Origin of the sequence: Brevibacillus antibioticus, from assembly GCF_005217615.1 — a bacterium.
Taxonomy (GTDB): domain Bacteria; phylum Bacillota; class Bacilli; order Brevibacillales; family Brevibacillaceae; genus Brevibacillus; species Brevibacillus antibioticus.
In genome coordinates, this window is sequence record NZ_SZNK01000001.1 from 833,405 (window position 1) to 858,698 (window position 25,294).

The 25,294-nt window shown below is 47.3% G+C and carries 28 protein-coding genes and 1 other annotated feature; of the genes, 20 read left to right on the plus strand and 8 right to left on the minus strand.

All coding sequences use genetic code 11. The features are described from left to right. Window positions 1-83: 83 nt before the first annotated feature. The 16 genes from ftsA to E8L90_RS04245 all read left to right on the plus strand — a co-directional run bounded on the left by ftsA (window position 84) and on the right by E8L90_RS04245 (window position 16,322). Complete coding sequence (gene ftsA / locus E8L90_RS04170; protein WP_137028120.1) at window positions 84-1,337, plus strand: cell division protein FtsA; 1,254 nt, start codon at window positions 84-86, stop codon at window positions 1,335-1,337. A gap of 127 nt (window positions 1,338-1,464) precedes the next feature. Continuing rightward, window positions 1,465-2,613 carry a cell division protein FtsZ gene (ftsZ, locus tag E8L90_RS04175; protein ID WP_137028121.1) on the plus strand — a complete coding sequence of 383 codons (1,149 nt, stop codon included), beginning with the start codon at window positions 1,465-1,467 and terminating at the stop codon, window positions 2,611-2,613. A 235-nt stretch (window positions 2,614-2,848) separates the two neighbouring features. Next, a complete protein-coding gene (gene spoIIGA / locus E8L90_RS04180) occupies window positions 2,849-3,811 on the plus strand; it encodes a sigma-E processing peptidase SpoIIGA (RefSeq protein ID WP_137028122.1) in 963 nt (320 codons plus the stop codon). A gap of 2 nt (window positions 3,812-3,813) precedes the next feature. Beyond that, a complete protein-coding gene (sigE, locus tag E8L90_RS04185) occupies window positions 3,814-4,536 on the plus strand; it encodes an RNA polymerase sporulation sigma factor SigE (RefSeq protein WP_007717727.1) in 723 nt (240 codons plus the stop codon). Between the two features lie 149 nt (window positions 4,537-4,685). Continuing rightward, entirely contained in the window at window positions 4,686-5,465 is a 780-nt protein-coding gene (sigG, locus tag E8L90_RS04190; RefSeq protein ID WP_007717728.1) for an RNA polymerase sporulation sigma factor SigG, read from the plus strand. Between the two features lie 161 nt (window positions 5,466-5,626). After that, window positions 5,627-5,905, plus strand: coding sequence for a YlmC/YmxH family sporulation protein (locus E8L90_RS04195; protein ID WP_137028123.1), 279 nt, complete (start codon window positions 5,627-5,629; stop codon window positions 5,903-5,905). Window positions 5,906-5,986: 81 nt separating this feature from the next. Beyond that, entirely contained in the window at window positions 5,987-6,817 is an 831-nt protein-coding gene (pgeF, locus tag E8L90_RS04200; RefSeq protein WP_137028124.1) for a peptidoglycan editing factor PgeF, read from the plus strand. Between the two features lie 20 nt (window positions 6,818-6,837). Continuing rightward, window positions 6,838-7,536, plus strand: coding sequence for a YggS family pyridoxal phosphate-dependent enzyme (locus E8L90_RS04205; protein ID WP_137028125.1), 699 nt, complete (start codon window positions 6,838-6,840; stop codon window positions 7,534-7,536). 42 nt (window positions 7,537-7,578) lie between these two features. Next, on the plus strand, window positions 7,579-8,004 hold the full coding sequence (locus E8L90_RS04210; RefSeq protein WP_017249548.1) for a cell division protein SepF: 426 nt from the start codon (window positions 7,579-7,581) through the stop codon (window positions 8,002-8,004). A 31-nt stretch (window positions 8,005-8,035) separates the two neighbouring features. Then, complete coding sequence (locus E8L90_RS04215; protein WP_137028126.1) at window positions 8,036-8,302, plus strand: YggT family protein; 267 nt, start codon at window positions 8,036-8,038, stop codon at window positions 8,300-8,302. Between the two features lie 12 nt (window positions 8,303-8,314). Continuing rightward, window positions 8,315-9,088 (plus strand): YlmH family RNA-binding protein, encoded by a 774-nt coding sequence (locus E8L90_RS04220; protein ID WP_137028127.1) that lies wholly within the window; start codon window positions 8,315-8,317, stop codon window positions 9,086-9,088. A gap of 100 nt (window positions 9,089-9,188) precedes the next feature. Then, window positions 9,189-9,680: a DivIVA domain-containing protein gene (locus tag E8L90_RS04225; protein ID WP_007717747.1), complete on the plus strand. Its 492-nt coding sequence runs from the start codon at window positions 9,189-9,191 to the stop codon at window positions 9,678-9,680. 65 nt (window positions 9,681-9,745) lie between these two features. Continuing rightward, window positions 9,746-10,012, plus strand: a binding site (T-box leader). A 46-nt stretch (window positions 10,013-10,058) separates the two neighbouring features. After that, window positions 10,059-12,836 carry an isoleucine--tRNA ligase gene (gene ileS, locus E8L90_RS04230; protein ID WP_137028128.1) on the plus strand — a complete coding sequence of 926 codons (2,778 nt, stop codon included), beginning with the start codon at window positions 10,059-10,061 and terminating at the stop codon, window positions 12,834-12,836. Window positions 12,837-13,021: 185 nt separating this feature from the next. Next, entirely contained in the window at window positions 13,022-13,795 is a 774-nt protein-coding gene (locus E8L90_RS04235) for a TraR/DksA C4-type zinc finger protein (protein ID WP_137028129.1), read from the plus strand. Then, the gene (locus E8L90_RS04240; protein ID WP_137033265.1) at window positions 13,782-14,933 is read left to right on the plus strand and encodes a mandelate racemase/muconate lactonizing enzyme family protein; all 1,152 of its coding nucleotides are present in this window, start codon (window positions 13,782-13,784) and stop codon (window positions 14,931-14,933) included. The genes E8L90_RS04235 and E8L90_RS04240 overlap by 14 nt, the downstream gene beginning before the upstream one ends. Window positions 14,934-14,948: 15 nt before the next feature. Next, complete coding sequence (locus E8L90_RS04245) at window positions 14,949-16,322, plus strand: MFS transporter (RefSeq protein WP_137028130.1); 1,374 nt, start codon at window positions 14,949-14,951, stop codon at window positions 16,320-16,322. A gap of 74 nt (window positions 16,323-16,396) precedes the next feature. Here E8L90_RS04245 and E8L90_RS04250 read toward each other — a convergent pair whose 3' ends face one another. Together E8L90_RS04250 and E8L90_RS04255 are read right to left on the minus strand one after the other, a co-directional pair. Further along, window positions 16,397-16,870, minus strand: a complete 474-nt coding sequence (locus E8L90_RS04250; protein WP_137028131.1) for an NUDIX domain-containing protein — start codon at window positions 16,868-16,870, stop codon at window positions 16,397-16,399. A gap of 14 nt (window positions 16,871-16,884) precedes the next feature. Next, window positions 16,885-17,814 carry an NAD(P)/FAD-dependent oxidoreductase gene (locus E8L90_RS04255; RefSeq protein ID WP_137028132.1) on the minus strand — a complete coding sequence of 310 codons (930 nt, stop codon included), beginning with the start codon at window positions 17,812-17,814 and terminating at the stop codon, window positions 16,885-16,887. A gap of 235 nt (window positions 17,815-18,049) precedes the next feature. Here E8L90_RS04255 and E8L90_RS04260 point away from each other — a divergent pair, with 235 nt between their 5' ends. The 3 genes from E8L90_RS04260 to ppsA all read left to right on the plus strand — a co-directional run bounded on the left by E8L90_RS04260 (window position 18,050) and on the right by ppsA (window position 22,900). After that, on the plus strand, window positions 18,050-19,393 hold the full coding sequence (locus tag E8L90_RS04260; RefSeq protein ID WP_137028133.1) for an LCP family protein: 1,344 nt from the start codon (window positions 18,050-18,052) through the stop codon (window positions 19,391-19,393). 84 nt (window positions 19,394-19,477) lie between these two features. Then, window positions 19,478-20,074 carry an Hsp20/alpha crystallin family protein gene (locus tag E8L90_RS04265; protein WP_137028134.1) on the plus strand — a complete coding sequence of 199 codons (597 nt, stop codon included), beginning with the start codon at window positions 19,478-19,480 and terminating at the stop codon, window positions 20,072-20,074. Between the two features lie 210 nt (window positions 20,075-20,284). After that, window positions 20,285-22,900 carry a phosphoenolpyruvate synthase gene (gene ppsA, locus E8L90_RS04270; protein ID WP_137028135.1) on the plus strand — a complete coding sequence of 872 codons (2,616 nt, stop codon included), beginning with the start codon at window positions 20,285-20,287 and terminating at the stop codon, window positions 22,898-22,900. 80 nt (window positions 22,901-22,980) lie between these two features. Here ppsA and E8L90_RS04275 read toward each other — a convergent pair whose 3' ends face one another. From E8L90_RS04275 to E8L90_RS04300, 6 genes are read right to left on the minus strand one after another with little or no spacing between them, the layout of a single operon-like run. Beyond that, window positions 22,981-23,196, minus strand: a complete 216-nt coding sequence (locus E8L90_RS04275; protein WP_007717765.1) for a spore germination protein — start codon at window positions 23,194-23,196, stop codon at window positions 22,981-22,983. A gap of 3 nt (window positions 23,197-23,199) precedes the next feature. Then, window positions 23,200-23,592 (minus strand): spore germination protein GerPE, encoded by a 393-nt coding sequence (locus E8L90_RS04280; protein WP_137028136.1) that lies wholly within the window; start codon window positions 23,590-23,592, stop codon window positions 23,200-23,202. Between the two features lie 14 nt (window positions 23,593-23,606). Beyond that, a complete protein-coding gene (locus tag E8L90_RS04285; protein WP_137028137.1) occupies window positions 23,607-23,798 on the minus strand; it encodes a spore gernimation protein in 192 nt (63 codons plus the stop codon). Next, the gene (gene gerPC / locus E8L90_RS04290; RefSeq protein WP_137028138.1) at window positions 23,795-24,409 is read right to left on the minus strand and encodes a spore germination protein GerPC; all 615 of its coding nucleotides are present in this window, start codon (window positions 24,407-24,409) and stop codon (window positions 23,795-23,797) included. Before gerPC ends, E8L90_RS04285 begins: the two co-directional genes overlap by 4 nt. Before the next feature lie 34 nt (window positions 24,410-24,443). Next, entirely contained in the window at window positions 24,444-24,698 is a 255-nt protein-coding gene (locus tag E8L90_RS04295; protein WP_137028139.1) for a spore germination protein GerPB, read from the minus strand. Next, window positions 24,695-24,946 carry a spore germination protein gene (locus tag E8L90_RS04300; protein WP_016740748.1) on the minus strand — a complete coding sequence of 84 codons (252 nt, stop codon included), beginning with the start codon at window positions 24,944-24,946 and terminating at the stop codon, window positions 24,695-24,697. Before E8L90_RS04300 ends, E8L90_RS04295 begins: the two co-directional genes overlap by 4 nt. Before the next feature lie 147 nt (window positions 24,947-25,093). Here E8L90_RS04300 and E8L90_RS04305 point away from each other — a divergent pair, with 147 nt between their 5' ends. Continuing rightward, window positions 25,094-25,291: a hypothetical protein gene (locus E8L90_RS04305; protein WP_137028140.1), complete on the plus strand. Its 198-nt coding sequence runs from the start codon at window positions 25,094-25,096 to the stop codon at window positions 25,289-25,291. Window positions 25,292-25,294 lie beyond the last annotated feature (3 nt).

Consider the following 25,294-nt stretch of genomic DNA (forward strand, 5'->3'; position numbering starts at 1 on the left):
AATGGTTGTCCTGTGTGGAATAATTTATGCAGGTGTTCTCATTTTAGCAAGAAAAAAGACGTAGCAGGGGAGGTGTCACAGGTTTGGTAAGCAATGAACTCATAGTCAGCCTAGACATTGGAACATCCAAAGTACGCGTCATGATCGGCGAGATCAACAATGGTTCCATTAACATCATCGGCGTCGGACAATCACACTCAGAAGGTATCAAGAAGGGCGTGATTGTAGACATCGACCAAACCGTGCATGCCATCCGAGAAGCAGTTGATCATGCGGAACGCATGGTTGGCGTTTCAATCGAAGAAGTGTATGTGGGTATCACTGGAAACCATATCGATCTGCATGAAACCCAAGGGGTTGTCGCTGTATCCAGCGAAGACCGTGAGATACGAGAAGAAGATATTCAACGCGTAATTCAGGCAGCGAAGGTTGTGGCTATTCCTCCGGACCGTGAAATCATCGAGGTAGTCCCTAAGGAATACATCGTTGATGGACAAGGGAGCATTAAGGACCCACGTGGGATGATTGGTGTCCGACTGGAAATGGAAGGGACCATTGTGACCGGGTTGAAAACGGTCGTACATAACATCGTTCGCTGTACTCAACGAACCAATCTACGTGTAGCTGGAATATTCTTGCAACCGCTTGCGGCTAGCACTGTTGCTCTATCCAAAGATGACAAAAATATGGGTGTCGTTCTTGTCGACATCGGTGCGGGTTCTACCACGATCGGTGTATTTGAGCAGGGGAAGCTGACAGCGACCACCGTGATCGGCATCGGTGGCGACCACATTACGAGCGATATTTCACTCGGACTGAGAACGCATACAGATGTGGCAGATCGTGTGAAAACCAAACACGGCTGTGCCCTTATTGACGAAGCATCTGAAGATGTGAAATTCAAGGTGAACCGGATTGGCAGTGAAGTCGAAAAGCAATTTACGCAAGTGGATTTGGCCAATATTATCGAGCCGCGCGCTGCAGAAATATTCCAATTAGTCGAGGATGCTGTATACAAATTGGGCTACCGCGACGAAATTGCAGGTGGCTATGTTCTTACGGGTGGTACCGTGGCTATGCCGGGCATGTTGGAATTGGCAAAAGAAGAATTGAACGCACCTGTGCGAATTGCGATTCCTGATTACATCGGAGTGAGAGATCCTGCCTACACCACCGGGGTAGGTTTGATTCAATATGCCTTGCAGTTGATGGAGCGCCGCAGCATTCGCGTCACCCCCTCATTCAAGGGCACTCAGAAGCAAACCGTCTCGTCTAAGCCCAAAGAAGGCGGCGGTTTGATGGAAAAAGTGAAAAACTGGTTTAGCGAATTTATTTAAGGGAGTTCGCTTTGCCGAGCTTAACTACGATGACGAAAACGGGGACCGTTTCGTTCCATTGTGTTTAGTTGACAGGCTTCTGTAGCCACGAAGTTTTCTTATGTTGAAGTTGGGGAGGACTAGCAATATGCTGGAATTTGATATGGATATGGAATCCTTTGCACGAATTAAAGTTATTGGTTGCGGGGGCGGAGGTAGCAACGCAGTTAACCGAATGATCGCAGGTGGAGTAAAGGGTGTAGAATTCATTACCTTGAACACCGACGCGCAAGCACTTCAGCTCTCTAGTGCAGATATCAAGCTGCAAATCGGGGAAAAGCTGACACGTGGACTTGGAGCGGGTGCGAATCCTGAGATCGGTAAAAAAGCTGCGGAGGAAAGCCGTGATTTGATTGAAAACGCTCTGCGTGGAGCTGACATGGTATTCGTAACTGCCGGTATGGGTGGTGGTACGGGTACAGGTGCAGCACCTGTTGTTGCAGAGATCGCTAAGGAAATGGGCGCTCTTACCGTTGGTGTAGTAACCCGTCCGTTCTCCTTCGAGGGTCGCAGACGTTCCCAGCACGGTGAGATCGGTATCGCTGCTCTGAAAGAAAAAGTAGACACACTGATCGTGATTCCTAACGACCGTCTCTTGGAAATCGTTGACAAAAATACACCAATGCTCGAAGCGTTCCGCGAAGTTGACAACGTACTGCGACAAGGGGTTCAAGGTATTTCCGACCTGATTGCAGTACCTGGACTGATCAACTTGGACTTCGCTGACGTGAAGACGATCATGACTGAGCGCGGTTCTGCTCTCATGGGTATCGGTGTAAGTAGCGGCGAAAATCGTGCGGCTGAAGCAGCTCGTCGCGCTATTTCCAGCCCACTGCTTGAAACTGCGATTGATGGTGCACGTGGTGTTCTCATGAACATCACAGGTGGTACTAACTTGAGCTTGTACGAAGTAAACGAAGCAGCTGACATCGTATCTTCTGCATCGGACCCGGATGTTAACATGATTTTCGGTGCAGTGATTAATGAGGATCTGAAAAATGAATTGGTAGTGACCGTGATTGCAACGGGCTTCGAGCATAGTCAACGCGCGGCGGAAGCTCCTCGCCGTCAGCAACAGCCGATCAACACGCCTGGCAATCGTCCGACACCAGTTTCTAATACGAATAACAGCCGTGCGAAGGAAGAAGAGGAAGACAAGTCCTTCTTCTCCATGGGCAACCTGGATAATCTGGATATTCCAGCATTCCTGCGCAATCGCCGCCGCAACAAAAACTAAAATGATAAACGACTGTCAAAAGCCTTGTTCCCGTCAGTGGGGACAAGGCTTTTTTTCTTTGAATCGATGAAAAATGTTAGACAAAAAAACCAAAAAAACACCGTCAAGAATTGACAGACTTTACATACACATTGATATATACTGCTTTTACTGATAGAAGTCGTCCTACTATTTACCATTTTTGCTAGGACACATGCTTGCTGCCAAGTCGGTTAAAAGATGAGGGGGAAAGCAAGTGGTTGTGTATCTTGATATCATTCTACTCCTGAATGTGGCTATTGATACCTTGTTACTCTGGTTTACTGCTTATTTTCGTAAAGAGCGCATGGTGTGGTGGAGAATGATACTTGCTTCTCTGTTTGGCTCCGCGTATCTGGTCTTTTTCTTTTTTCCTGTGTTTTCTTCGATGTATCAATGGTGGGTCAAACTGCTCTTTTCTGTCATCGTGCTTTGGATTGCTTTTGGGAACAGGAGGTTGTTGTCCTTTGCGCAAAACTTGATCATTTTTTACTTTGTCGCATTTGTGTTCGGAGGGGGAGTGCTTGGGCTACAGTATTTTTTGGCACCGCAGAGTGAGATTGTAAATGGATTGGTCGTCACGCATAATGATGGGTTTGGTGTTGGGTTCAAGCCAACCTTGGGGATTGTTCTGCTCGGTTTTATCCTGATCTTTTTCCTTGGGAAAAAGAGCTACCGCGCGATTCAGGAGCCGCGAAGAATCGAAACCTTTCTCGTCGATGTAGTCGTTACGCTGGCAGGGGAAAAAGTCATTTGCCGTGGACTTGTGGATACAGGAAACCAGCTCCATGAACCGATTACACGCATACCCGTCATGATTATGGAAAATCGCATGTTCGCACATTTGCTTCCGCCGTCGCTTCTCCGACAAGCCGATGAAAACGGTGGAGTGTGGGAGAAGCTGGACGGATCTTGGGACCATTTGCCCCTAGAATGGCAGTCTCGGGTACGCTTGATCCCGTATCGTAGCGTGTCAAGAGGAATGGATTTTTTACTCGCAATCAAGCCAGACCATGTCATGGTCGTGCAAGACGGGATTCGTTTTGAAACAGAACGGGTGCTAATCGGGCTTAACCCGATCCCATTGGCCGCAGACGGCAAGTATCAGGCCATCGTGCACCCAGCCATGATGGAAACTTATACAGAGGAATCAACCTTTATTCTCAAACGGGAGGGCTAATCATGTATGTAAAACTTCGCCTACAACTCCAATTGACCTGGTACCGAATCTTGCTCTGGCTTGGTGTACGCGCCGAAGAAGTCTATTATATTGGCGGGAGTGAAGCATTGCCTCCACCGTTGACCAGAGAAGAAGAGGAGCTGCTGCTCGGACGACTGCCGTCTGGTGATCCGGCTGTCCGGGGTATGCTCATTGAACGCAATCTTCGTCTGGTCGTTTACATCGCCCGCAAGTTTGAGAATACGGGAATTAACATTGAGGATTTGGTCAGCATTGGCACCATCGGCTTGATCAAGGCAGTGAATACTTTTGATCCAGACAAGAACATCAAGCTGGCAACGTATGCTTCTCGTTGTATCGAAAACGAAATCCTCATGTATCTTCGTCGCAATAATAAAATTCGTTCAGAGGTATCTTTTGATGAACCGCTTAACATTGACTGGGATGGCAATGAGCTGTTGCTCTCCGATGTTTTGGGTACAGAGAATGACACGATCTATAAAAACATCGAGGACCAAGTGGATCGAAAGCTTCTGAAAAAAGCACTGGATAAACTGTCTGACCGCGAGAGAATTATCATGGAGCTACGCTTCGGTTTAGCTGGGGAAGAGGAAAAGACACAAAAGGATGTAGCAGATTTGTTAGGAATCTCACAGTCGTATATTTCGCGTTTGGAAAAGCGAATTATAAAACGGTTACGAAAAGAATTCAACAAGATGGTCTAACGCATATTTTCCCAGCTTGGGGGGATACTGTTCCTAAACCGAAAGAGATGGTGGTTTTTGCCACCTTCTTGGTCGGCTACGCGTCAGTTACGCGGCCTTTCAAGACAACCGGGTTAGGGACTTTTTTCTTGCTTCGAGGAGGGAAAGACGTGACGCGCAATAAGGTAGAGATATGCGGGGTAGATACCTCCAAGCTTCCGGTGTTGACAAACAAAGAGATGCGGGAATTGTTTGAGCGCCTGCAAAGTGGGGAGCTGGCAGCACGCGAGAAGCTGGTCAACGGCAACTTGCGACTGGTGCTAAGCGTAATCCAACGGTTCAACAATCGCGGAGAGTTCGTGGATGACTTGTTTCAAGTGGGCTGCATCGGGTTGATGAAGGCGATCGACAACTTTGATCTCGGACAAAATGTGAAGTTTTCCACGTATGCTGTACCGATGATCATCGGAGAAATTCGACGCTATTTACGGGACAACAATCCGATTCGCGTTTCCCGCTCTTTGCGAGACATCGCGTACAAGGCCTTGCAGGTACGTGACAATCTGACCAACAAACATTCGCGAGAGCCTACCATTATCGAGATTTCTCAGGAATTGAACGTAGCCAAAGAAGACGTCGTGTTTGCACTCGATGCCATCCAAGATCCGGTTTCCTTGTTTGAACCGATTTATCAGGATGGTGGCGATCCAATTTACGTCATGGATCAGATTAGTGACGAGAAGAACAAAGATGTCACGTGGGTAGAGGAAATTGCACTTCGTGAGGGAATGCAGCGGCTAGGTGACCGAGAAAAAATGATATTATCCATGCGATTTTACGAAGGAAAAACGCAGATGGAAGTAGCAGAGGAAATCGGTATCTCACAGGCACAGGTCTCCCGATTAGAAAAAGCGGCAATTGCCCATATGCAAAAGCACGTTCAATCGTAATGAGAAACCAAATAGGTGACCCGGCGGTCTTGTACCGTTCGGGTTTTTTGTACGAGCGGAAACGTTAGTTTTTGAATCGCCTTTCTTTTTGCCAAAAATTCGGGCATATTCCTCTTTGGACTCATATACTGAAAGTAACGGAGAAAAGAAGGTGAGGAAGAATGGTAAAAATCTCTGACTTCCAGACCAAAGAAGTGGTAAATATTCTCGATGGGAAACGGCTTGGGCAAATTTCAGATTTGGAGATCGATCTGCGTCACGGGCGCGTAGAGGCTATCGTCGTACCGGGACCAGGCAAGTTTCTCGGCTTCTTTTCTGCTGGGAACGATTATGTCATTCCTTGGCGCAACATTGTGAAGATCGGGAAAGATGTGGTGCTTGTTCGGATGGAAGAAGCACTTAAAGTTGAAGTGAAAACTTCTGCTGGAGATGAATACTAACGAGTAAGGGGAGAAAGGCACGGATAGCCTTTCTTTTCTTTTCGGCTATGGTATGATTAGCCATATGAGGAAGGTGACAACATGAGAGAACCATTTGTCAGGGTAGAGGATAAGTCAATCCTATCGTTAACAGAGTGGGAGCAACAATTTCCTGGACTAGTGGCGGGGTTTACCATTCGCTCAGGCGGGGAAAGTGAACAACCGTACGGGTCTTTTAATATGGGGCTGCATGTGGGTGATGAATCTGCGAATGTAGTAGCCAATAGACGCAAGCTGGCAGAACAAGTCGGGATGCCATTTTCGGCGTGGACATGCGCCGATCAGGTGCATGGTAACCAGGTATGTCAGGTTACAGCAGGCGGAGCGGGAAAAGAAAGTCTGGAGGACGTCATATCTGCAACAGATGGTTTGTTTACCCTTGAAAAAGGAGTCATGCTGACCTCGTTTTATGCAGATTGTGTTCCTCTCTATTTTCTAGACCCCCAATCAGGTGCAATCGGACTTGCACACGCAGGCTGGAAGGGGACGGTGGGCCGTATTGCCGAGGAAATGGTGAAGGCAATGTCGAAGCACTATGAGGCAAAGCCAGAGGACATTTTCGTCGCAATTGGACCATCCATTGGCGGCTGTTGCTATGAAGTCGATGAGCGAATCATGACACAGGTACGTGCTTGTGCAGGCGATTGGGAAAAAGCAGTGATCTCCTCCACAGGGGAGCGGTATATGCTGGACCTTCGTCAGCTGAACACAGAGATATTGCTCGAAACAGGAATTTCTTCCGGGCATATTTTCTCGACGGATTGGTGTACAAGCTGCAGAACAGACTTCTTTTTCTCACATCGCAAGGAAGCTGGGATACAAGGAACTACCGGACGCATGGCTTCCTATATCGGCTGGAAGGAAAACCTATAGAAGAAAGGGAAGGGTTCGTTATGACCAAGGAACAAGAACTGTTAAAAGAGCGACTGCAATCTATCGAGGCAAGAATTCAGGCTGCTTGCGATCGGGCGAACCGTAAACGTGAAGAAGTAAAAATTATTGCCGTGACCAAGTATGTCGACGCAGATGCCATTGGGGACTTGCTCGCTGTAGGCGTAGAGAATATCGGGGAAAATCGCGTACAGGATGCCCTGCCCAAGCACCAGCTACACGGCGATAAAGGGATCTGGCATTTTATCGGGCACCTCCAGACAAACAAGGCAAAAGAAGTCGTGGGACGATTCCCGTACATCCATTCTCTGGACAGACTATCTTTGGCACAAGAGCTGAATCGACGTGGTGAAGCGCTGGATCATGTCGTAAAATGCTTTTTGCAGATCAATATATCCGCCGAAGAGACAAAATTTGGGCTTAGTCCCAATGACGTATTGGCTTTTTTGCGCGAAACCAGTAATATGAAACATATAAGTATCGTTGGATTAATGACGATGGCGCCTGTTGTCGAAAACCAAGAGGAAGCCAGAGAGGTGTTCCGTGGACTCTATGAGTGGAAGCAACGGATTAACGAAATGGCATTCCCACATGCACAGGTGGAAGAACTGTCCATGGGCATGTCTAGTGATTTTGAAGTGGCCATTGAAGAGGGAGCTACATATATTCGTTTAGGATCGGTATTGGTCAAGCCGGAGTAAAGGCTAGCAGGCCAAACCACGGAGTAAGAGAGGAGGAAGAGTATGGGTGTTATGAATAAATTGATGGGGTTTCTGGGGTTAGAAAACGAGGAATACATCGAAGAGACAACTACGGTCGAAGAGGAAAGAGAAGAGCAAGAATCCTCGCACAAACGCCAGCCGACGGGTCGAGCTAACAACGTGGTGCCGTTTCAAGCACGGGAAAAGGAGGGAATCCGTTTGATTCTCTGTGAACCCCGTCATTACAGTGACGCACAGGATATCGCAGACAACCTGCGTCATCGTAGACCCGTTGTGGTTAACCTCCATCGCGTGGAAAAAGACCAAGCCAAGAGAATTATCGACTTTTTAAGCGGGACGGTCTACGCATTAAACGGCGATATCCAAAAGGTCGGAGACACGATCTTCGTGTGCACGCCTGACCATGTAGATATTCAGGGTACGATCTCCAGTGTGTTGGAAGAGTAGCCATTTAAGATGAATGTAAAAGGGTGAGCTAATGAAAGTTTTCGTAGATATTTTAGATTTTGCCTTTACAGTATATCAATACATGATAATTGCTTACATTTTGATGTCATGGGTTCCTCAAATGAGAAGTACAGGCATTGGACAGTTACTGGAAAGACTGGTTGAGCCTTATTTGGCACCATTCCGCCGGTTTATCCCACCGCTCGGCTTCATCGATATCTCCCCAATTGTCGCATTGATTGCACTGCGCTTTGCCCAATCTGGCCTGTATGCCATTTTGGACCAAATCATGTTCTAGGCGAGTGAAACGATGAGCATATTTGACCATTTTTCAAAAGAAGAACGTCCCTTTGTTGAACGGGCGCTGGAAATGCTGACGCAAGTAGAGCGGAAGCAGGCCATGCGCCTTACTGATTTTGTAGACCCTAGGCAGTTGATGATTATTCAGAGTCTATCCTCACAAGTAAGAGATGTGAAGGTTTCTCCATATGGAGGATACGAGGGTGCCGAGCGAGTTCGTATTATCATCCACCCGGAGTATCTCCCTGTCGAGCCTGATGATTATCGCCTTACCTTATTGGCAATCAAGGCAGATCAGCGCTTTCATGTGCTGGAGCATCGAGATGTGATGGGGGCGATGCTGGGTGTCGGGATGAAGCGGGAGAAATTCGGAGATATGTTGACGGATTCAGCCGGCAGCTATGCGATTGTAGCAGAGGAAGTTGCTGATTTTGTCTGTACGCAGGTGACGCAAATTCATCGGACATCTGTTCAGTTTGAGCGGGTAGCATGGGAGGCGTTTACACCGCCTGCACCCAAGTTTGTAGAGAAAACGATCACCGTTCCATCACCACGAATGGACGCGATAATCGGAGAAGTACACAATATGTCTCGCGCAAAAGCACTGGTGCCAATTCGAGCGGGAAAAGTAAAAATCAACTGGAAAGTAATCGAAGACCCGTCTTATCAACTCCAAATGGGCGATATGGTTTCTCTTGCAGGTCATGGTCGGTTCAAAATTCTTGAAGTATCAGGCCCAACACGCAGCGGAAGACTTCGCATGATTGTCGGACTGGTTACATAAGATGCACCAAGTCGCAAAAAATTGTAAAATACGGCAGGAAACACTGCTAATCCTGTCGAAATGATTAAAGACGAATTATCGGGAAAAGTGGGGGGTTCATGTGCCATTAACGCCGTTGGATATACACAATAAGGAATTCAGCACAGGCTTTCGTGGGTATAACATTGACGAAGTGAACGAATTTCTCGATCAGGTGATCAAAGATTTTGAGCTCTTGATAAAAGAGAAAAAAGAACAGGAAGAGCGCGTAGCCATTCTGAATGAGCGCGTAGATTACTATAAGAGTTTGGAAGAAAATTTGAGCAAGTCGATTCTGGTGGCGCAGGAGACAGCGGAGGACGTGAAGTCGAATGCCCGTAAGGAAGCGCAGCTCATCTTAAAAGAAGCGGAGAAAAATGCAGACCGAATTGTCAATGAAGCATTGGCGAAGTCGCGCAAAATCGCAATCGAAATCGAAGAATTAAAAAAACGTGCCTCGGTTTACCGTATGCGCTTCCGGACGCTTTTGGAAGCACAACTGGAAATGCTGGAGAATGGCGATTGGGACAGCATTGAACAGCCTCAAGTTGATTCGCCTGTAACAGTTGAATAAATCGTTGACGTTCGAGCAATGATGGTATTATAATGAAAGACAACTTTTTCGAAATAAAGCACAAATCATAGACGATGAACGGGAAGAGTACGTGAGTCAGCACTGCCTAGAGAGTCGGGAAAAGGTGAAAACCCGGCCAGTTGCTTTCGCAGAAAATCACCCGGGAGTTCATATCCGAAAACCGAAAGACCTTGATGGTTGCACAGGTGAGTAAGTGAGCGCGTCATTCCCGTTACGAATGAGTGAAGTGGAACGAATCCGATGCAGGCTTTTTTGTCGTACGGGTTTGTTCAATCAGGGTGGTACCACGGGAGCTTTCTCTCGTCCCTTTTATGGGATGAGTGAGGGCTTTTATTTATTTAAGGAGTGAATCAGGCCATGGATTACAGCAAAACCTTAGCGCTACCAAAAACAGATTTCCCAATGCGCGGAAATTTGCCAAGCCGCGAGCCACAGATGCAAGCGGTATGGGAAGAGCAAAATATTTACCAACAAGTGTTAGATCGTACAAAAGACCGCCCGTCTTTTGTCTTGCATGATGGCCCTCCGTATGCGAATGGAGACATCCATATCGGTCACGCACTGAACAAAATCCTCAAGGACTTCATCGTTCGCTACAAATCCATGGCAGGCTTTTATGCGCCGTACATCCCAGGCTGGGATACACATGGTTTGCCGATTGAGCAAGCGATTATCAATGCACAAGGTCTGGATCGTCGCAGCATCGAAGTGAACGATTTCCGCCAGCGCTGTGAAGAATATGCTTGGTCCTATATCGACAAGCAACGTGACCAATTCAAGCGTTTGGGCGTTCGCGGAGATTGGGAAAACCCTTATGTAACACTCCTGCCTGAGTATGAAGCCAACCAAATTCGCGTATTCGGCGAAATGGCGAAGAAGGGTTATATTTACAAAGGTCTGCGCTGTGTGTACTGGTCTCCGTCTTCTGAAACGGCTCTGGCTGACGCGGAAATCGAATACAAAGACAAGCGTTCTCCTTCTATTTACGTCAGCTTCCAGGTAGCAGATGGAAAAGGCAAGCTGGACACAGAAACAGGCGTTGTGATCTGGACAACGACTCCGTGGACATTGCCAGCAAACCTTGCAATCAGCCTGCACCCTGAACTCGAGTACAACGTCGTGAAGGTAGATGGCCGCAAATTCCTGGTAGCCAACGGGCTGATCGAAGCTGCGAGCAAAGAAATTGGCTGGGAAGGCGTAGAGATTCTTGCGACCTTTAAAGGTCAAGATCTGGAAGGTGTAGAAACGCAGCATCCGTTCTACGATCGCAAGTCTCCACTCATCTTGGGTGAGCATGTAACCTTGGATGCAGGTACTGGTTGCGTTCATACTGCACCAGGACACGGGGAAGATGACTTTAACGTTGGTCAAAAATACAATTTGGGTGTGCTTTGCCCGGTAGATCACGAAGGTAAAATGACCAATGAGGCACCAGGCTTTGAAGGTCTGTTCTACGAAGATGCCAACAAAGTGATTACAGAAAAGCTGAAAGAAAACGGAGCACTCTTGAAGCTCAGTTTCTTCACGCACTCCTACCCACATGACTGGCGTACGAAAAAACCGGTTATTTATCGCGCGACAGAGCAATGGTTTGCGTCTATCGACGGATTCCGTGCGCAAATGCTCGAAGCGATTAAAAATGTAAAATGGATTCCGCATTGGGGAGAAACTCGTCTGGCTAACATGATCGCGGATCGTGGCGACTGGTGCATTTCCCGTCAGCGTGTATGGGGTGTACCGATTCCCATCTTCTATTGCAAATCGTGTAATGAACCGATCATTAACGACACGACGATCAACCATGTAGCTGATCTGTTCCGCAATGAAGGATCGAAAGTATGGTTCTCCCGTGAAGCAAATGAACTGGTTCCAGAAGGGCTTTCTTGCACCAAATGCGATTGCAAGGATTTCCGCAAAGAAACGGATATTATGGACGTTTGGTTCGACTCCGGTTCCAGCCACCAGGCTGTTTTGCGCGAAAGAGGCATTGCTTGGCCAGCTGACATGTATTTGGAAGGCTCTGACCAGTATCGTGGCTGGTTCAACTCTTCTCTCTCGACGGGGGTTGCCGTGTATGGCACAGCTCCTTACAAATCTGTCCTGAGCCACGGCTTTGCATTGGATGGAGAAGGACGCAAAATGTCCAAATCCCTCGGAAACGTCGTTGTGCCTCAACAAGTGATTGACAAGATGGGCGCAGATATCTTGCGTCTGTGGGTAGCTTCTGTTGATTATCAGGCTGATGTGCGCATTTCTGATGCGATTCTGACCCAGATCGCTGAGGTGTACCGCAAAATCCGCAATACGTTCCGCTTCCTGTTGGGTAACCTGGATGGATTTAATCCAGCAACAGACCGCGTAGCATACGAAGAGCTAGGAGAGCTGGACCGTTATGTTCTGGCGAAAGCGGCAAAAGTCGCGAAGCGTACACGCAAAGCGTACGATGAATATCAGTTCCATACCGTTTTCCATGCCGTTCACAACTTCTGCGTCATTGATTTGTCCGCGTTCTATCTGGACATTTGCAAGGATCGCCTGTATGTAGAAGCACCAGACAGTCTGAAACGCCGCGCTGCACAGACAGTGATGTACGATTGCTTGCTCAGTCTGGTGAAGCTGGTTGCTCCGCTCTTGCCGCATACAGCCGACGAGGTGTGGGCGTTCATTCCAGGCGTGGAAGAGAAGAGTGTACAGTTGACGGACATGCCAGAAGGCGACGAACAACATCTCAGCTTTGCAGCAGAAGCAGAAAGCAAATGGGATGCGTTCCTGGCGATCCGAGACGAGGTTCTCAAAGCCATGGAAGAAGCGCGCCGCAACAAGGTGTTCGGTAACTCTGTTGATGCGAAGCTGGCTCTGTACCCACAAACGGAAGACGTTGCGAAAACATTGGCAGCAATGGATGATCTGGCTGACCTGTTCATCGTCGCTCACGTGGATGTACACAGCGGGTCTGCTCCTGCAGAAGCGGTACAACTCGAAGGCATTGCTGCCGTGGTCTCAGCCGCAAATGGTGGAAAATGCGAGCGTTGCCGCGTAGTAAAACCTGATGTTGGTACTCGCGAATCGCACGCATCGCTCTGCGTACGTTGCGCTGATGTCGTAGAACAACACTACGCACATGTAACAGAATAAAAATCGGTTGATCAACCTGTCATTCCCTTTAGGGATGGCAGGTTTTTTGCTGTGAAAAACGTCCTGGACGTTTTTCATATAAGTCGAAATGAGCGCATGCGGACCAACAAAAGGGTCATGACGTTTTGTTGGTCATATTTCCTTCGGGACCAAGACATACTACCTGTTGAGGAAAACAAACAAAGGTGGTGTACAGCGTGGACCAAAAGATGGTGGCAAGCTTCCGGGAAAAGCTGCTGGAACAGAAAAAAGAACTGGAAGACCGCGTACAGGACCATTATGGCATGAGAGAACCGATGACAACCTCTTTGCAGGAGTTTGCCATGTACGATAATCATCCGGCAGATATCGGCAGTGAGATGTTTGAACGGGAAAAAGATTTGGCTCTAGACAGTCTCGATCGGGAGACATTAAAAGAGATTGATCAGGCCCTGCAGCGTATGGAGGAAGGTACATACGGCCTGTGTACGGTCTGTGGCGAGCAAATACCCGTGGAGCGACTGGAAGCATTGCCTCAGGCACAAACGTGCAAGGAGCACGCACCAGCGCCGTTAGTCAATGAGTCGCGTCCGATTGAAGAGGAGTTTTTGCAGCCACCATTCGGACGTACGTCTTTAGATGAAAAAGAAGGACAGAACGGATTTGACGGTGAGGATGCTTGGCAAATCGTCGAGGCATGGGGAACATCCAGCACTCCTTTTTCGTACCAGGAACCTGACAAAACGGATTACGAGGAAATGTATATCGAGAGCAATGAGCCGGATGGCTTTGTCGAAGCCGTAGAGGAGATCGGTTATACCGATATTGAAGGCTATCACGGACCGGACAGTGTGCATTTTATGAGAAGCGGCACGTATGAGGAGTATATGAGAAAAGGAGAAGGGAAAGGAAACTTCCTCTCCTATGACGATTATGAGGGAGAGCAAGCAGAACGAGAGGGCATGGATGACTACTCATGAGCAGGTAGCGGTCGCAGACCTGCAAATTGAGCGCGTGGAAACGTATCCGCTTCTTCATCGTCTCTCCCAAGCTTACGGCGATGCGAATGGGTATAAGCGTTATCGAACCAGTTATCTCATTCGGATTATCACACGGGCTGGAATAGATGGCTGGGGAGAAATTATCGATTGGCTCCCGACGCTCCACAAGGGCTTTTGTGAGCGCATTATTCCCTACTTGCTGGGGAAGCAGGTGGATAACAGAGTTGCTATTGTCGATGTCATAGGAAAGTGGCATCAGCGATCGGCTTCAGGTGTCAGTATGGCACTTACGGAAATTTTGGCGAAAGCGGCGGGGCTATCTGTGTGCCAACTGTGGGGAGGCCAGATTCTTTCTGGGATCCCGGTATATGCCTCCCTCCAATCCTACCGTGAGTCAGAAGACTGGATGCAGCAGTCATGGAAGCAAGTCAGCCAGCAAGTCGACGATGGGTTCAAGATGGTGAAAGTGAAGATTGGTGGGCGTTCTGTTCGAGAGGATCAGACGCATATCGAAAAACTGATGAATTTGCTTCCCAAAGAAGTTCAAGTAGCGGTAGATGCCAATCAGAGCTACGATTGTGCAACTGCAAGGAAGTGGGAGGGGCTTTTTTCCCGTTATGATAATTGGCTTTGGCTGGAGGAGCCGATGCCAATGGATCGTACAAACGAATATGTCAAGCTGCGTTCGTCATTATCCATCCCGCTTGCTGGCGGAGAAAACTTGATCCGTTGCGCGCAGTTTTTGCCCTTGTATGAGGAGGGAGCTATCGACATTGCACAGCCTGACTTGATGCATACGGGGGGCATTGACGATTATCGAACGCATTTGCAAATGGCCCGTCAATTTGGTTATCGCGTGTCTCCGCATTCTTTTGATGGCTCGCTGGCACGATTGTATACGTTATTTGCACAAGCTTGCTTGCTGGCATGGACCAAGATGGATAGCCACCCAATTGAGCCTGTCGAATGGGACGTCATGGAGAACCTCTTTACACAATTGTTTCCGCTGCGACCCCTAAATGGCGAAGTGACGCTCCCCGCTGGTGTGGGAATAGGCGTTGAACCTGACTGGGAGATTATGAACGCGTTGCGCTGGGACGGTAGCGCTTATGCGTAAGACAAGGAGTTTCGTATGGCACAAAATGCGAAAAACCTGATTGGGCTTGTCGGGGTTCCATTAGTTATGGTGCTGGGCAACTCAATGCTGATCCCTGTACTGCCTACAATGAAAACGGAAATGAAGCTCACCGCCTTACAGTCGAGCTTGTTGATCACTGCTTTTTCGATTGCAGCAGGTATGGTTATCCCTTTTGCTGGGTATTTGTCGGATCGATTTGGGAGGAAAATTGTCATTATCATCTCCCTTGCCCTGTATGGTCTAGGTGGTTTGGTCGCAGGGCTTGCCGCGTTGTGGATCGATCAACCTTATCTGGCCATCATGGGAGGGCGTGTTTTGCAGGGGATCGGTGCCGCCGGGACAGCGCCTATCGCGATGGCATTGGTAGGGGACCTGTTCGATGGAGCTTCGGAGAGTAGGGCATTGGGGCTCTTGGAGACATCAAACGGGATGGGAAAAGTATTAAGTCCGATTTTTGGCTCCTTGCTTGCTCTCATTTCTTGGTACATGGTCTTTTTAGCTTTTCCGATTATTTGCGGTGTCGTTCTCTTGATGTTTTTATTTCTGACCAAGGAAAAGAAGCAGGAGAAGAAGCCACTCCCCGTCAAGCAGTACATGCATTCGATCGCGCAAGTGTTCAAGCAGCATGGAAAGTGGCTTGTCCCCGCGTTTTTTATCGGGAGTATCTGCTTGTTTACGTTGTTTGGTGTACTGTTTTACCTGTCTGATTTATTGGAGGAAAAATACAAGATCGATGGTGTCATCAAAGGCTTCTTTTTGGCGATTCCCTTGCTCGTGATGAGTATAGCCGCGTATGTGACAGGAGTCATCATCAAAAAGAAGCTGAAGCTAATGCGTCTGTTTGTGATTATCGGTATGTTTTTGCTGGCTACGTCTTACATTCTGGCCAGCTTTGTCCAAGGGGCTTATGTCCTGATAGGCATTTTGGTCATCGGCAGTGTGGGGACGGGGATGATTTTGCCTTGCTTAAACTCCATGATCGTTGGGGCCGTACAAAAAACAGAGCGGGGCATGATTACTTCTTTGTATAGCGGTGTCCGTTTTATCGGGGTTGCGATCGGCCCGCCTATTTTTACCTGGTTGCTCGGGATTTCTCGCACGGTCATGTTTCTATCAATCGCAGGTTTATCGCTCGTTTTCGCTGTAGTTGCGATCTTTTTCTTGAAGCCAAAGCAGGTCGAGCAGCAAGGACAAGGAACAAAAGACAGCGAGACGCAAGCGTGGCGGCAAATATCAGAGGTATTGGGAATTGAACCGGAGACGGTACACGAAGTACAACGTGAGAGAGCCATCGAAAGGTATGGTTTTGATCCAAATGAGCTCGTCAAGCGTGTGTTGTCGGGAAAAAAGGAAAAGGAAAAACAATAAACAGGCTGTCTCTGTCGGTCATTCTCACCGAATACAATGTCGGAGAGCGACAGGGACGAGCCTGTTGATGATGGCTAGGACTCTGCGAAGGGATGACGTAGGGCTCGTTCGAGTGCGAGCGGATACACATCATCATGCAGAATGCGACTAAACTCCTGATTGCCTTTTACATCTCGCGGGATATCCGCAAATACAATGGTGGCAAGCACGTCTGAGCCACTTGGCTGGTTTGTGTAATGTGCTACCTTTGCGATATAAATGTCTTTTCGCATCGAGTCGTTGATGGTGTATTGTCCGATGCGCTCAATCCCTTCCAGAATTGCGCCAGTTTCTTCATAGACCTCACGAACTGCTGCCGCCAAGCTGTTTTCACCTTCTTCTACTTTTCCCCCTGGTAGCTCCACACCGCGTGTACGATGGCGAGTAAATAACAGCTTACCTTGATAAAAAGCGAGGATCAGCACGTGACCTGCTTGGTGGTTACGATACTCTTCTGGGGAAAAGGTTAGCTTGACAGGTAAGCCGAAATCGTCGTAAAAAGCGTACATGCAAAACTCTCCTTCTACATGCTCATTGATCTGTTGTTTTGAATTTGCAAGGAAATATGCTTGACCGCCTTCATCGCTTGACCAACTGCCAGAGACAAACTCGCATAAGCGGCTCCGTTGCTCACGTCTCCGACTGCGTATATCCATGGAGCGTTGACTCGTTGAGACGAATCCGTTTGCAAATAGTCATCGCCAAACGTATCCAAGCCATCGAAGCCAGCTGTGTTTCCATGAACACCAACTCGTGGCAGAATCCAATCAACTACGATCGTCTGCGGATTGCCTTCACGCTTAGAGGTGAGTGACAGAACAGTCCGTGCCTCTTCTTCCTGATGGTCGCTTACTTGTGTTTCCCATAGGACTTGGATGTTCGAAAGGCCTGTGATTTTCTTTTGCCATTCGGGTCGAGCACGCCAGCCACTGCTTCGAACCAACACATAGACTTGTCGGGCATGCAAACTCAAATTTGCAGCACTCTCTAATGCACGATCTCCCCCGCCAATAACGGCGATATCTCGCCCGGCGATGGTGTGCGCTTGGGCAGTTGTAGAAAACCAAGGCGACAGGACGCTCGGACAATCAGCTAGGGTCGGTATCTCATTCCAGCCTACTCCTGTGGCGATGAGTAAATAGTCGACACGATAAACGGATTTGGATGTGGTCACCTGTTTCGTTACCTGATCAATGGAAAGAATGGTTTCGTTCAATCGTATGTTTTGCTGCTGGATGAAAGGATGTGCGATCAGTACCTTTACAAGGGAAGCTCCCTGATCATATACAAGGGGCGGAAAGTCGGTAATCTCGTTGTAAATGTGATGCAATTGGCCGCCGAGTCTATCCGTTTTTTCGATAAGAAGACAAGAAAGACCTAATCGTTGGCACCATATTGCTGCGGACAACCCTGCGATGCCGCCACCTGCGATCAGCACCTGTATGTGTTCCACTCTCAAGTCCCTCCGATTCCCTTATTCATCTATCTAATTCCTCAGTTTTAGACTACCTGTTTCGATTCGCAAGTGCAAGAACTCTCAGGGAAAACCGATCGAGTTGAATCGGCAGGATTCTACATTTTGACGGAAGATTGTGGTAAAATGAAACGAAAGTTTTCCAGAATATATTGAAAAATGAAAAGCACAAAGCACTATGGACCCCGTGATACGAAAAAGGAGTGAACCGAACGTGCAAGCCAAGAATGACAAGCCTCAGGCTCCTGCAAAACAGCCGCGTAAACGGATGAAGCGTGGCCAGCGAAGCAAGCGGATGTATCTGCTCTTGGCGGGTTGCTTATTCCTCTGTTTGTTGGCCGTAGGAGCAGGCTTCGCCCTTAACCAGTTAGACAAGACCCTGGACGTCGTAACAGCCGACCCGTACAAGCTACCGGATCAACCTGCTGTAGAAAAGCCGTACGAGCAAAAGAAATCAATCGCCTTTGTCATCGTCGGGGTGGATACGCGCAAAAACATCGGCATGTTGAACACGGATGTCCTTGTCGTCGCAGTCGCCAATCCGGTTACCCAAAAGCTGAGCATGGTATCGTTGCCTCGTGATACCCGCGTTCAAATCCCAGGGTATCCGGGATATTACAAGGTCAATGAAGTATTTGCAATAGGGGAAAATATCAGGAAAGATGCGGAAATCAAAGGGAATCCTGTCACAGAAAATGGCATGACGATTCTCAAAAAAACGTTGAATTACATGCTGGGGATCTCGGTTGAGCATTATGTGCAGCTCGACTTTGAAGGCTTTACAGCGGTCATTGACAAGCTAGGTGGCATTACGGTTGACGTAGATCGCGATCTGGTATACGAATTGCCGAAGCAAGGGGTATACCGCAATTTGAAAAAAGGGAAACAAGTATTGAACGGCGAGCAGGCACTCGGCTTCGTCCGTCATCGCATCGATCGACGTGGAGGCGCTTACAACTCGAGCGACTTCGATCGCAACCGTAGACAGCAGCAGGTGATTCGTGCCGTGGCAGAAAAGAGCATGTCGATGGATGGATTAACGAGTTTGACAGCTGTGCTGGATACCGTTGGTAAGCATATCAAAACCGACCTCTCGACAGACCAAATAAAAGGATTGGCACTCGATTTTGCCAGCTTTTCGTCAAGCAACATGGTCACTTTGAATAATGGGGCGATCTGGAGTTCTCCTTATTCCTTGTGGCCGAGGGAGAACATGCAAGCGGTTCGAACTGCCCTGCAAAATGAAGTGGGTGTAGCTGGACTGAGCGAACAGCTCAGTAATGCAGCTGTAGCAGAAGTAGCAAAGGTCGAAATGAAAGCGGAGAAGAGAACGTCAGCTCCGAAGTCTACGTCTACAACAGGTACAAAAGAACAGCCAAAAACACAAAAAACAGCGACACCACGACCAAATCCTGCTCCAGATCCAAAACCGCCGACTGTACCAGATAGCAATGGCGAACCCAATCCTGCGTCGACGGATAGTAATATGCCACCACCAGATATTTTGGCCCCGCCTACACCGGCGACAGATACTGCTGACATCGGGCAAACTGGATGATCTTGAGCACACCCCCCAGGCAAAAGCACATATTCTATCGTACATAGACAGTCTTGCCTCTGCGGGAAGGGGAGTGCGTAAGTGATGAAAAACCTGCAAGAGACCATGAAGCAGTTGCAAAAAGCATCCGAAAGTTTGTCCAAGCTCGGTTTTGATCCGGATCATCCGTGGAAAGCATTGAGCCAGATGGGACAGGTGCTGGATACAAACTTTTGGGAGAATATCGCGACGCTTAATAAGCAAGCAGCACAAAAGACGGCCGCCGCAGCCTCGCCAACTGTACCACCCGTGAAAAAGAGGAAAAAAAAGACGAAGGAAAAACCGATGCGTTTCGTGCAGGAAGACGATTCGCATTTTTCCCCAGTCTCGGATATCTTCCAATCAGAGCAAATGCTCATTGTTTCCTGTGAACTCCCGGGCTTCGATCGCGATAGCCTGGAGATTACGCTCTTTGACCAACGTTGGTTGGAGGTCAAGGGGGCCATCAAGGCAAGTGAGCACCAGGGGCTTCGTACACAAGGGGAAAGAAGCTACGGTCCCTTTTATCGAAAGCTGGCTCTTCCGGTTCCCGTCAGTTCAAAAGGGATGAGGGCCCAGTATCAGGACGGATTGTTAGAAATCTATTTGATGCGTGGTAGGGCTGCGAACGAGCGAAAAACAACATTTAAGGCGAGCTTGTAAAAGCAGGTGGTAGTAGAAAATCAAAAAAGAACCTGGGCATTCCTACCAGGTTCTTTTTTATTGCACATAAACGGACGCGATGATACAATCAGATCACGACTGCTTATTTATAGAAATGCATAGATATAACATCTTACACCTTAAACGTACCATGCTGTTGAACTCTTGTCAAATGTTTTTTCTCAATTTAATGGTTAGGGGAGATAGTGAATGAGTTCTTTGGTACTCAGTTTTCAGGAAATGGAAAAAACGCAGCTTTTGCTCGTTGGCGGAAAAGGGCTACGTTTAGGCGAATTGTCAAAAATTCAAGGAATCCAAGTGCCAGAAGGATTTTGTGTAACAACAGTAGGATATCAAAAGGCCGTCGAATCAAACGAGAGGTATCATGCTTTGTTGGATCGACTAACCATGCTAAAAGTACAAGACCGAGATCAAATTGGTGAAATCAGCAGGAAGATTCGACAAATTATTATGGAAGCAGAAATTCCTTCGGATGTTGTGAAAGCCGTTACTCACTATCTCTTACAGTTTGGAGAGGAGCATGCTTATGCAGTGCGTTCGAGTGCGACTGCTGAAGATTTACCACATGCCTCTTTTGCAGGTCAACAAGACACCAATTTAAATATCATCGGCAAAGAAGCAATCTTGCAGCATATCAGCAAATGCTGGGCTTCCCTTTTTACGGATCGCGCGGTAATCTACCGCATGCAAAATGGATTTGACCACAGTCACGTTTATTTATCCGTTATCGTTCAGAGAATGGTTTTCCCACAGGCTTCCGGGATTTTATTTACCGCGGATCCCATTACATCCAACCGGAAGTTACTATCCATCGATGCCAGTTATGGACTTGGAGAGGCACTGGTCTCTGGCCTGGTATCTGCTGATTGTTATAAAGTGCAGGAAGCAGAAATCATCGATAAGAGGATAGCAACCAAAAATTTGGCTATCTACGGACGAAAAGAAGGCGGAACAGAGACAAAACAGATCGATCCTGATCAGCAAAAGACTCAAACACTTGCAGATGAACAAATTTTGCAACTGGAACGTATTGGAAGACAGATCGAAGCTTATTTTGGTTGCCCACAAGATATCGAATGGTGTTTGGTTGATGATACCTTTTCTATTGTCCAGAGTCGTCCAATCACGACTTTATATCCCATTCCTGAAGTGAATGATCAAGAGAATCATGTCTATGTATCTGTTGGTCACCAACAAATGATGACCGACCCCATGAAACCATTGGGATTGTCTTTTTTCCTGTTAACGACTCCTGCACCTATGCGCAAAGCGGGTGGAAGGTTATTTGTTGATGTTACAAATATGCTAGCTTCACCTGACAGCAGACAAATCATAGTAGATACCCTGGGACAATCCGATCCACTTATCAAAGACGCGCTTATGACCGTCATAGAGCGAGGAGATTTTATACAATCGTTACCAACAGATAAAAACGAGCAGAGTCTCGGTAAAAGCAATAAAGGTATAGCGTCTTTAGGTTTTCAAGAACCATTCGAAAACGATCCGACAATTGTTTCTGAGTGGATGGCGCGTAGTCAAACATCGATCGAAGAGTTAAAGCATCACATCCAAACGAAATCAGGACCGGATTTATTTGATTTTATTCGAGAAGACATCCAGCAATTAAAGAAGATTTTATTTGATCCACAAAGCATAGGTGTGATTACGGCTGCTATGAATGCTTCAAAATGGATCAACGAAAAAATGAACAAGTGGTTAGGGGAAAAAAACGTGGCAGACACGCTTTCCCAGTCTGTGCCAAACAATATTACTTCGGAAATGGGACTGGCGCTAATGGATGTCGCAGATGTGGTTCGTCCTTATCCAGAAGTAATTGACTTTTTACAGCATGTAAAAAATGATAACTTTTTGGATGAACTGGTTCAGTTTGAAGGTGGACAGGAAACGCGAGACGCTATCTATGCTTATCTCACGAAATATGGAATGCGATGTGCCGGAGAAATCGATATAACGAAAACGCGTTGGAGTGAAAAACCAATCATACTCGTCCCCATGATTTTAGGTAACATCAAAAACTTTGAACCGAATGCTGGCAAACGGAAATTCGAACAAGGGCGACAGGAAGCTTTGGAAAAAGAGCAAGAGTTATTAGATCGCTTGAAGCAACTACCGGATGGTGAACAAAAAGTCAAAGAAACCAAACAAATGATCGACCTCATCCGGAATTTCAGTGGGTTTAGGGAATATCCAAAATACGGCATGATTAATCGCTACTTCGTGTATAAGCAAGCTTTACTAAAAGAAGCCGAACAGCTTATACGATCTCGCGTTATTCATGAAAAAGAAGATATATACTATCTCAGTTTTGAAGAACTTCAAGAGGTCGTACGCACAAACAAATTGGATGATCAGATCATCAGCAAACGAAAAGACGATTACAAGTTTTTTGAAAAACTGACTCCCCCACGTGTCATCACGTCTGATGGTGAAATCATCACAGGTAAGTACAAACGAGAAAATCTGCCAGCCGATGCGATTGTAGGTCTTCCTGTTTCTTCCGGGATGATAGAGGGGCGAGCACGTGTCATCTTACACATGGAGGATGCTGATCTGGAAGATGGAGATATATTAGTGACCTCCTTTACTGACCCTGGCTGGACACCGTTGTTTGTATCCATAAAAGGTCTTGTCACCGAAGTGGGTGGACTGATGACCCATGGGGCAGTTATCGCGCGTGAATATGGTTTGCCAGCAGTTGTCGGCGTGGAAAATGCTACTACTCTAATAAAAGACGGGCAGCGAATTCGCGTGCATGGAACAGACGGGTACATTGAAATATTGTAGTCAGGGGGCCTCGTGCCTCCTTTTTTGTTTTTAGCCAAAATAAAAACAGTGTCAATGAAAAGCCATTAACACTGCGAGGATTAAATGTTCCCAAACATCGGTTGATCGACGACATTGGGGTCCAGTGTATTCGTAGCGTTGACACCATTGAGCGTGTTGACGACATTACCTGTGTTGCCGCCTCCTGAACCGGAGAATGTCTTGGCGGCTGTTTTTGGCGATATGTTGAGCGTATCTCCGAAGTTAACGGTACCCGAATTATTATTAATATTGACAGCTCCAATGACAGAAGGCACAGCCTACCCCCTCCCTCTAGTTGTCGGCTCTTCTTGGAAAATGTGACGAATATTTACGACTCGCGTTTCGAGTTTTATGGAATCGTTTGAACCAATATGGACGACGGAGGATCCTGCCACGAAAGGGACTTCCACTTTTCGAATGAAAATGTACGGACAGTCGTGGAACGTATCGATGCAAATCGGATGTGAGAGATTAGGGGGAGTTAAAGGAACGGAAAAGGCCGAGTAATTCTCGAACATAAATTCATTTTCATAGAAGATGGCCTGCTCACGTTGGACGGCTAATATGTTCGTGACAGCATCAATCTGCTGGGAATCACCTATTTGCAGAACAGATGAGGTATCGACCGAGAGAACATCCAGCTTACGGACATGACTGGTCCTTCGGTACATGGTGACAACCCTCCTTATGAAGCAGGCAGCGCAGTATCAATCGGGATCGTGGCTCCGACAATCATTGTTTCGGGTGGCGTTTCATAAATCGCTCTGAGATCTACTGTCTGTGTGTCCCCAATAAACAAGGAAGCGGCAGAAGTGAGAGCACTGACGGAGACCTTCTTTACACAAATGGCTTCGTTTATCACTTGATACCTCATCATGGTTCGTTCACCTCACGAGGCAAATTTTTCAGGAATGTTTCGCAGGTCTTGTCGATATCCCGTTTCACTTTTTGGACGGTATTTTGTACGAAAACATCGAACTGCTCTGGTTCTAGTTCATCGGTCGAAAGCTCGCTCAGGTAATACTTAATCCGTTGATCGATCTGCTTTTTAATGTCATCCAAGATAAACGCTCGATAATTGTTATCCAGTGGATAATTGCAATCTGTCTCGATTCTTTCAAGAACGAGGTAGGCATCTGTCTCCAAGTATTGATAAATTTCTTTCTGGACACGTTCAAAAAGTGGGGCATTGCTTTGGTGGGCATTAGGGATATCCATCGACTGATTGATAGAAAAATCACCGATTCCTGCATCATTTCCTTTCGGGTTTAAACCGATATTGAGAGTCCCTTCCAGTCGCTCAACCTTTAGCAGATCGAATTTGTACTCGTTTTTGATGACGGAAGGAATCTGTTTTTCCTTGAGATCATTTACATCTTGTTGCAGCTGTTCAATCATTTGCTGCAATTTCTCGATCTTATTGTTTTGCAATTGTATATAGTCATGTAGCTGTTGAATATACTTCATCATTTCGGGATCCATGTACATGACGACCATCCTTCTTCATCTAGCATACAACGAATTAGCCAAGCCGTGAAAGAGTACCAGGGCGTATGAGTGAAGGCTGAACCAATGGAATGAGGGGCACGAATTCTTCCGCACCGGTTCTGGGCTGCGGCCCCACCTGTGGAGCTGGCTCTGTGTATCCGCCGGTGTTGTACAGTTTGGATACGGGCTTAATAATCCCAGCGCTTCCTATTTGGCACACCGAAGAGTTGCTTATGCCTTCGATCTTGAGCGAATTGATTACGATATGTTGCGTCACAAAAAAATTCATGCGAAATCGCGTCCCTTTGCCCTGAAATCGTTCGTTTCTTCTACAAAAAGCGGGATATCATTGTCGGATTGTTCATTGACGTAGACGACGCTACGTGGAATTTTAAAGGACAGATTGGTACCAGAATTGAATGATCCTCCACCCGCGAAGGTTTTGGCATAAGTGGTAGGTGCGATTTTACGGACGTCTCCGACATTGAAAACGCCGCCCACGTTGTTTACATTGATGACTCCAACGAATGCTGGCATGTTCGGCACATCCTTTTGGGAGAGATCCTCTCTGTATTGTATGTCGTAGGCCATTGGGTGTTCATACCTGTTTTTGCGACCGAATTCATGTGAGCAGCATACGATGTATGGATAGGCACGAGTTTTAGGAAAAGGAGAAAAAGTTCCATGAATATGAAGGTGACGAATAAAAAAATAGACGTCGGTGATTTCAGCTTTGGTGGGGTAAATAAGTCGTCGATTGTGCTGATTGGGGACACAGATGTCCTGTCCTGCTTCTCTATTTTTGATACGCCGCCACATGCCGTGATTTATTCACCGCAGGTTCCTCTCCAGCCGTTAGACATTGGTTTGCGAAGAGGGTAGAAG